At 56.8% G+C, this 8219-nt stretch carries 7 protein-coding genes and 1 pseudogene; 6 read left to right on the top strand and 2 right to left on the bottom strand.

Annotation, left to right across the window (positions count from 1 at the left end):
• A partial coding sequence (locus tag ACEQWH_RS08800) for a glycine cleavage T C-terminal barrel domain-containing protein (protein ID WP_370229864.1) occupies nucleotides 1-501 on the top strand: 501 nt, incomplete at its 5' end.
• Nucleotides 502-503: 2 nt separating this feature from the next.
• On the opposite strand, the gene ACEQWH_RS08795 is transcribed toward ACEQWH_RS08800, so the two are convergent.
• The gene (locus tag ACEQWH_RS08795; RefSeq protein ID WP_370229862.1) at nucleotides 504-1892 is read right to left on the bottom strand and encodes an aminotransferase; all 1389 of its coding nucleotides are present in this window, start codon (nucleotides 1890-1892) and stop codon (nucleotides 504-506) included.
• Nucleotides 1893-1998: 106 nt separating this feature from the next.
• Here ACEQWH_RS08795 and ACEQWH_RS08790 point away from each other — a divergent pair, with 106 nt between their 5' ends.
• On the top strand, nucleotides 1999-2910 hold the full coding sequence (locus ACEQWH_RS08790) for a LysR family transcriptional regulator (protein WP_370229861.1): 912 nt from the start codon (nucleotides 1999-2001) through the stop codon (nucleotides 2908-2910).
• Between the two features lie 149 nt (nucleotides 2911-3059).
• A complete protein-coding gene (locus ACEQWH_RS08785; protein ID WP_370229860.1) occupies nucleotides 3060-3572 on the top strand; it encodes a hypothetical protein in 513 nt (170 codons plus the stop codon).
• A gap of 35 nt (nucleotides 3573-3607) precedes the next feature.
• Here ACEQWH_RS08785 and ACEQWH_RS08780 read toward each other — a convergent pair whose 3' ends face one another.
• The gene (locus ACEQWH_RS08780) at nucleotides 3608-4534 is read right to left on the bottom strand and encodes a hydrogen peroxide-inducible genes activator (protein WP_370229857.1); all 927 of its coding nucleotides are present in this window, start codon (nucleotides 4532-4534) and stop codon (nucleotides 3608-3610) included.
• A gap of 96 nt (nucleotides 4535-4630) precedes the next feature.
• Here ACEQWH_RS08780 and nhaA point away from each other — a divergent pair, with 96 nt between their 5' ends.
• The 3 genes and pseudogenes from nhaA to ACEQWH_RS08765 form a co-directional block, all read left to right on the top strand.
• Nucleotides 4631-5824: a Na+/H+ antiporter NhaA gene (gene nhaA / locus ACEQWH_RS08775; RefSeq protein ID WP_370229855.1), complete on the top strand. Its 1194-nt coding sequence runs from the start codon at nucleotides 4631-4633 to the stop codon at nucleotides 5822-5824.
• Nucleotides 5825-5846: 22 nt separating this feature from the next.
• Nucleotides 5847-6812, top strand: coding sequence for a sodium-dependent bicarbonate transport family permease (locus ACEQWH_RS08770; RefSeq protein ID WP_370229853.1), 966 nt, complete (start codon nucleotides 5847-5849; stop codon nucleotides 6810-6812).
• A 294-nt stretch (nucleotides 6813-7106) separates the two neighbouring features.
• A pseudogene (locus ACEQWH_RS08765) lies at nucleotides 7107-8219 on the top strand (bifunctional aconitate hydratase 2/2-methylisocitrate dehydratase); the annotation flags it as partial.

Genomic DNA, 8219 nt, shown 5'->3' with positions numbered 1-8219 from the left:
CTCGTCGCGGTCTATGAGGCGATCATGGAAAACGCGCGCGCTGTGGGGGGATGCCAATTCGGATCCTATGCGCTGAACGCGATGCGTATTGAAAAAGGATATCACGGCTGGGGCTCTGATTTTGGCACGGAATACACGCTGTTTGACGCCGGTCTGGGGCGTTTCGCGAATATGACCAAAGGCGAATTTATAGGTCGGTCGGCGGTTGAGCAGCAATCACGCCAAGAGGCCGATTGGGAGTGGGTTGGCCTTGAAATTCTGGACGATGGCCCAGAACCTCTGGCCTCGGACCCCATCCTGAGGGACGGCGATTGGATCGGTTATGTGACCTCGGCCAGCCACGGCTATCGCACCGGAACCCATTGCGTGCTGGCCTATGTCAAACGCGGAACGTTGCAGATGGGCGCAGACTGTATGGTGCGCGTGCTGGGGCAGACTCGCAAAGCCCGCCGCCAAGTGCCGCATGTCTATGACCCGGATAACCTGCGGATGAAAGCCTAGGCCTAGAGGCGGGTTTTTACGTCGGCCCAAACATCATCCAAAGCGGATTTCAGGATCGGCGTTGCTTCGGCGATCTCGTCCTCGGTGATGATCAAGGGGGGCATGAAACTGATGCGATCTGGCGGGATCGAGCGCAAATACAGCCCGCGGGCATGGGCGCGATCCTGCACCATAGTTCCAACCTTAAGAGTCGGATCCCAAAGCTGGCGCGTGGTTTTGTTCTGTACCAGCTGAATGCCGCAAAACAAGCCGATCCCGCGCACATCCCCCACCAGAGGGTGATCCATCAACGCCTCGCATCCCGCCAGAAAAGGCTGCGAAACACGGCGCACGTGGCCGATCAGGTCAATGTCATCATAGATGCGCAGCGCTTCTAGGGCGACGGCGGCCCCGACGGGATGTCCGGCATAGGTAAAGCCATGCCCCAACACGCCCGAGGCGTCCGAGGTGCGCATCAGGTCATCAAAGAAATCCTGCCTGAACATAATCGCCGACATCGGAAAGAAAGCCGCCGTCAACGCCTTGGCGCAGGTGGTGCTGTCTGGAGTCAGGTCGAAGGCCTGCGCGCCCCAATAATGCCCAGTGCGCCCAAATCCACAGACGGTTTCGTCCACATGGAAGTGGATGTCATATTTGCGCAGAACATCCTGCATCGCGGTCCAATAGCCTTTGGGCGGGTGAATGGCGCCTCCGCCAGATTGCATCGGCTCTGCGAAAAAGGCGGCAATCGTGTCGGGGCCGGCCTCAAGAATGGTGGTCTCAAGTTCGTCCGCCAGACGGGCCGAAAACTCTTCCTCGGTTTCACCGGCCTTGGCGTTCAAATAGAAATTGGGCGTCGAGACCTTCAGAAAGTCATCCATCGGAAGGCCAAAGCCTGCGTGCATATGGGGCTGGCCAGACAGAGAGACGGCAGCGACCGTATTACCGTAATAGCCCCGCCACCGCGAGATCATCTTGCGTTTTTGCGGCTGGCCCCGCGCGATATTGCGCGCCCAGATGAATTTGATCATCGAGTCGTTCGCCTCGGACCCCGAGCACTGAAACATGGCCTTTTCAAACGGCACCGCCGCTTTGCTGGTCAAGACCCGTGCAAGCTCGGCCACTTTTGGGTGGGATCGGCCATAAAAGGTCGGGGCAAAGGGCAAGTCCTGCATCTGCGCCATCGCGGCCTGTGCCAGCCGGTCATTGTGATAGCCCAGCGACACGCATCCCAGCCCCGAGAACCCGTCAATGATGCTTTGCCCGTCATCAGTTTCGATCCGAACCCCGTGGCCACGCATGGCCATTGCTGTTGGCCCGTCTTGTTGATGCAGGCGCGCGTTTGTTTGTCCGTGCACATGGAATTGACGATCAAGTGCGCGCGGTGAATTGGCATCTGTTAGGGTGGTCATCTGGCTCTCTTTCACTGGGGGTCTCGTCATTCTCAGCAAAAAATTGATTGAGCAACAATCGCGTTAATCGTAGCTTTTGATGAGCAACTTTCACGCAGAGATCAGAATGGACAATCCGCGCCTAGACATTCGCCACCTGCAGATGATCCGCGCCATTGGCAAAACGGGTCGGGTTGTGGATGCCGCTGACGAATTGGGGCTGACCCCGTCCGCACTGTCGCACAGAATTCGCGAAGCAGAAAGGCGGTTGGGGGTGCCGCTGTTTGAACGCATGCACAAGCGCCTGCGTATGACGGCCGCCGCCGAATATCTGGCCCGCTTTAGCGACACGTTTTTAAGCGAGATGTATCTGATCGAGGATGAGGTGCGCCGGATGAACGCGGGCATCGATCACGTGGTGCGGATCGCCGTTGAAAACTACAGCGCCTATCACTGGTTTCCCGCGTTTCTAGAGGTCTTTCGCGCGAAACACCCAACCGTCGATATTCAGATCATGGCGGGCTATCGGCGCGACATGGTGACCTCGCTTTTGGACCGTCAGATCGACCTTGCCATCGTCGCCGCTGAAACAAGCCACGCTGCCACGCGGTCGCTGCACCTGTTTCAGGATCCTTTGGTGTTTGTATGTGCGCCAGAACATCCATTGGCCAAGGCCAAATCGGTGAGTGCACGGGACATCGAGGGGCAAAAATTCATCACGTTCACCAAAATACCTGAGCCAGATCAAGAGTTTGCACGGCTGTTTCGGGCAGAGCGCCGCTATCCAAGCTGGACTGCCGCCGTCGAGTTGCCCGAAGCCATTATCGAGCTGGTCGCGGCAAATCAGGGCACCAGTATTCTGGCGCAATGGGCGATCGCGCCGCATGTGGCCTCGCGGCGAATTATGGCCTTGCCGCTTGGTCCGGTGCCTGTGCTGATGAACTGGAGCTGCAAGTTCCGCGTCGACGAACCCGAGGACGGCGCCGTCCTGCGCGTCGCACGGGAACTGCAAACGTGGCACATTGAAAAAGAACGGTGATTTGGCGTCGTGAGTAGGCCTGTCGCCAGTTAGGATTTCGCCACGCCTGAGGTGGACCATTTTTGCACCTCGCCCCCCCATTTATCGCAATTCCCAACCGGTTTTTGAACACCTAGATCATGGTCTCACTCAAACAGGGATCAAATATCATGGCGCGCACACTGAACCGGACGGAGTTTGTCGAAACCATCAACGCATCCAAGGATCGGGTGTGGGAGGTGTTGTTCACACAATACGGAGACATTCATATCCACAACCCGACGATGGTCAGCTCAACTTATATGAACGGCGCCACACAAGGCGGGATGGATGTCGTGCGTCACTGCAAATTCAACGAAAAGCTGTTCCTGGATGAAAAGATCAACGAGGTGAACGGCACCGACAGCTTTAGCATCGCTGTCGTGTCCCACAATCTGCCGATGGTTAAACATATGTCAGCAACCCATGAGCTGACGGCGTTGTCAGATCGGCAGACGCAGTTGAGGATGATTTCCTTCAATTCCTTTTCGCCAAGCTTCATGAAGTATCTGATGCGTGGCCAGATGACGAAGTCTTTGCGCAAGCATCTGTTTGGATTGAAGTATTTCGCCGAGACAGGGCAGGTTGTTACGATCGCGGACTATGACGATGTCTACCAGAGCTACACGGCCGCAGCCGTGTGATCTGCCTTCGGCACTGTGTTTGCTGCCGAGCGCTGTCACTTTCCAATCGACTTTGAGCGCGACAACAGGCGCGTGGCTTCGCTTTTCAGGATCTCGACCAATACGTCGGTGCCCGTGCGCGCTTCGGGCAGCAGGGGTTGGATCAAGGCGATGTCACGTCGTGCCGAGCGGTCGTTGATCGCATAGAGCTTTACGTCCGTGCCGCGGCGCGCTTCGGTTGCGGCATAAATGCTGGGCAAAACCGCGACGCCCGCGCCGGTTGCGGCCATCAGGCGGATCGCGTCCAGGCTGGTGCCCTCGTATTCGTCAGACACGCGCCCGCCGGCATTTGCCGCCAGTCCCGCCACCATATGTGACAGCCTGTGTCCTGATCCAAGCGTCAACAGCGTCTGATCAGCCAGATCCGCAAGGCGAAGCTGGTCTTTGTTTTTGGCAATGGGTGCATCCCGCGCGACGGCGGCCCAAAAGTCTTCGACGAACAGGTCGTCATACCGCGCGCCGGGGTGATCTTGGGGCGTCGAAATGATCATATCCAGCCGCCCGCTGCGCAGGCCTTCATCCAGATCCCGGGTGTTTTCCTCGCGCACGATCAAGCGAAAGCTTGGGTGTTCTTTGTGCAGCCGCTTTACAACCCCCGGCAACAGATAGGGGCCGATCGAGGGCAAAACGCCCAGTCGCAGACGGCCCTGAAAGATGCCTTCTCCCTGTGCCGCGGCCCGTAAGTCCTGAAGTTCATGCAGAATTTGGCGCGCCCGCCTGACAATATCTTCGCCGATTGGTGTGACTTTGGCCCCAGAGCGCCCGCGTTGAAACAGGGTCGCCCCAAGGTCGGCTTCGACCTCGGCAAGCTGGGCGGACAGGCTTGGCTGGCTGACGTTAAGCTGGGCCGCCGCCAGACCAACCTGACCGGTTTCGGCCACCGCCACGATGTATTCCAGCTGTCGTATTGTCGGCCTTGACATAGCTTCATCCTATGTAATTCAGAGTTAGCTTATATTTGAAATTATGTATATTTCAACCGATATGCCCGTCAAACGACTTTTGACTGGAGACCAAAAATGGATAAAGCCCTCTCTCGCGTGCAGGCCTTCATGAAGCTCGAAGCCAGCGCTGGGCTGGTTTTGATGGGGGTGGCTCTGTTGGCCATGCTCGCGGCCAACACCGGCCTCGCGCCGCTATATGATGGCGTGTTGGGGACCAATGTGCGCATTGGCGTCGGGGGCTTTGAGATTTCGAAACCCGCGTTCCTGTGGATCAACGATGGCCTTATGGCGATCTTTTTCTTTTTGGTCGGGCTTGAGATCAAGCGAGAGGTTCTGAACGGCGAATTGTCGAGCTTTGACAAGGCGATATTGCCCATAGTTGCAGCCATCGGCGGGATGGCAGTGCCGGGCTTGGTATTTGTGTTCCTGAACTGGGGAACGCCCGAGAACCTCAATGGCTGGGCCGTGCCAACCGCGACCGATATTGCCTTTGCCCTTGGTATTCTGGCCCTGCTGGGAACGCGCGCGCCGCTGGCCCTTAAGGTGTTTTTGCTGGCCGTCGCGATCATCGACGACCTTGGCGCGATTGTGATCATCGCGGTCTTTTACACTTCCGAGCTGTCAACAAACGCGCTGACCCTGTCGATGCTGGGCTTTGCACTGGCGGTGGCCTTGAACCGGCTGCGCGTCAGAAGCGCTGCGCCCTATGTGTTGATCGGTATTTTCATGTGGGTCTGTGTTCTGAAATCGGGTGTCCATGCGACTCTTGCGGGCGTGCTGATTGCGATGACCATTCCGATGAAAGCGCCGTATCACGAAAAGACTTTGCTGCACCGCATGGAAAAAGGCCTGCACTATTGGGTGGCCTTCCTGATCTTGCCAGTATTCGCGTTTGCGAATGCGGGTGTGAAACTGACCGGGCTGACGCTGGCGGACTTCACGCAACCACTGACGCTTGGCATCATTGCGGGCCTGTTCGTGGGCAAGCAAATGGGCGTAATGCTGTTTTCCTTTGTCGCCGTGAAATCCGGCGTCGCGAAACTGCCCGAGGGCGTAACTTGGCGACATATCTATGGGGTCGCCTGTCTGACCGGCGTGGGCTTTACCATGAGCCTGTTTATCGGATCGCTGGCTTTTGGCGCGGATGAGACGATGAATGCTGTGCGCTTGGGCGTGATCTCGGGGTCTATCCTGTCAGGCATTCTCGGCTTCGTGGTGTTGCGCTCTGCCGCACCACGCACCGCGCCTGCCGCTGTCGCTGCCGAATAAAGACAAACACTAAGGGACAGTTATGGAACTCTCTATCGCCGCTCTGGCGGGCAATCTGCTTGCGCCTACTATCCTCTTTTTCATCCTTGGCTTGCTTGCAGCCGTTGCCAAAAGTGACCTCTCTATTCCCGAAGGCGCAGCCAAGATCATGTCGATCTATCTGCTGCTGGCCATCGGGTTCAAAGGCGGTGTTGCCGTCGCACAAAGCGGAATTGACGCACAGTTGATTGCGGCCCTTGGGGCAGGGGTGGTGCTGTCATTTGTGCTGCCGTTCGCGGCCTATGGCCTGCTGCGGATCATGACGAAACTGGATGATCTGAACGCCGCCGCTGTTGCCGGGCACTATGGGTCGATTTCCATTGTAACCTTCGTCACGGCGGTCAGCCTGCTTGAAGCACGTGGCATCGCGTCTGAGGGGTATCTGGTTGCGGTCGCAGCTGTGATGGAAGTGCCCGCGATCATTTCTGCGCTTTGGATTGCGGCACGCAAAGGTGGCGTGACAGCCGTGGACTGTTCCTTGTTCCGGCACATCCTGGGCAATGGCTCGATCGTTCTGTTGATTGGATCGTTTGCGATCGGGGCCATCACAGGCGAGGCAGGTTTGAACGATCTGCATCCCTTTATCGTGGTGCCATTTACCGGCGTTCTGGCAGTTTTCCTCTTGGATATGGGGCTGTCGGCAGGGCGCAGCCTGCTTGAAAACCGCAAGGACATTTCGATTGGTTTGCTGGGGTTTGGCTGTGTCATGCCTCTTGTAGGCGCGCTTCTGGGCTTGGCGCTGGCGAAACTGGTGGGCTTGTCGGCAGGTGGCAGTTTTCTGTTGATGGTGCTCAGCGCATCGGCCTCCTACATCGCGGTGCCTGCGGCGATGAAGCTTGCCTTGCCGCGTGCCAAATCCGGCATCTATCTGACATTGGCCTTGGGTGTGACCTTTCCCTTCAATCTTACGCTTGGAATGCCAATCTATTTCCTGCTGGCCAACCTGTGACGGCCTCAGGGCGTAAAGAGTGTCGCATTGGGCATTTGGAACGCCTGTGCTAAAACGTGGCTGACATAACTGTTAAAGGCCCTTTTTCACAATCGGGAATTTTGCTGACAGGGCGCCTGTGGAGTTTTACGACGCGGGCGCTTGTCGTTATATTCACATTGCCGAGAAGGGCGGCAAAAGGTCTTGCATACCATTGTATGCTGAAATAAGAGAAGCACAGCCAGCTGTCCCAGCGCGCAAACAAAACCGCCGTTCAGGGACGCATTTCACAAACTCTAACGCGCCGGTATCTACATGAGCTTGTACACAGACTATCTCGAAGAGATTGAAACCCGTAAAACACAGGGCCTCAGCCCAAAGCCGATTGATCAGGCAGATCTGGTCGAAGAGCTGATCGCCCAGATCAAAGACACAGACAACGCGCATCGCGATGACTCGTTGCACTACTTTATCTACAACACGCTGCCGGGCACCACGAGTGCGGCGGGTGCGAAGGCACAGTTTCTGAAAGACATCGTGCTGGGCACCGCCACTGTCGAAGAGATCTCTGTCGACTTCGCGTTCGAGCTGCTGTCCCACATGAAAGGTGGCCCATCCGTTGACGTCCTGCTGGACCTGGCCCTGGGTGATGATGCAGCCATTGCAAGCAAAGCGGCCGACGTCCTGAAGACACAAGTCTTCTTGTACGACGCAGATATGGCACGTCTGAAAGAGGCCTTTGACGCGGGCAGCGCGATCGCGAAGGAACTGCTGGAAAGCTACACAGCGGCGGAATTCTTCACCAAGCTGCCAGAGATCGATGAAGAGATCGAAGTCGTGACCTATGTCGCGGCCGAAGGGGACATCTCTACCGATCTGCTGTCTCCGGGCAACCAAGCGCACTCTCGTGCCGACCGTGAACTGCACGGCAAATGCATGATTTCCGAGGCCGCACAGCAAGAAATCGAAGCTCTGAAAATCAAACATCCTGATGCGCGTGTCATGCTGATTGCTGAAAAAGGCACCATGGGTGTTGGCTCTTCGCGGATGTCAGGCGTGAACAACGTGGCACTTTGGACCGGTAAGCAAGCCTCGCCTTACGTGCCGTTCGTGAATATCGCGCCGGTTGTTGCTGGCACCAACGGTATTTCGCCAATCTTCCTGACCACCGTTGGCGTGACAGGTGGTATCGGTGTGGACCTGAAGAACTGGGTCAAGAAACTAGACGAGAACGGTGAGCCGGTTGAGAACAACAACGGCGATGCAATTCTCGAAGAGCGCTATTCTGTTGCGACTGGCACCGTTCTGAAGATCAACACCAAGCAGAAGAAACTCTATTCTGCGGACGGATCCGAGGAATTGGTCGATATGGCTGGATCCTTCACACCACAGAAAATGGAGTTCATGAAGGCGGGCGGGTCTTATGCC

The organism is Cognatishimia sp. (assembly GCF_964229375.1).
In the GTDB taxonomy this organism is placed as follows: domain Bacteria; phylum Pseudomonadota; class Alphaproteobacteria; order Rhodobacterales; family Rhodobacteraceae; genus Cognatishimia.
Note: the sequence above shows the minus strand (reverse complement) of the source record. Positions and strands in the feature narration are given on the sequence as shown.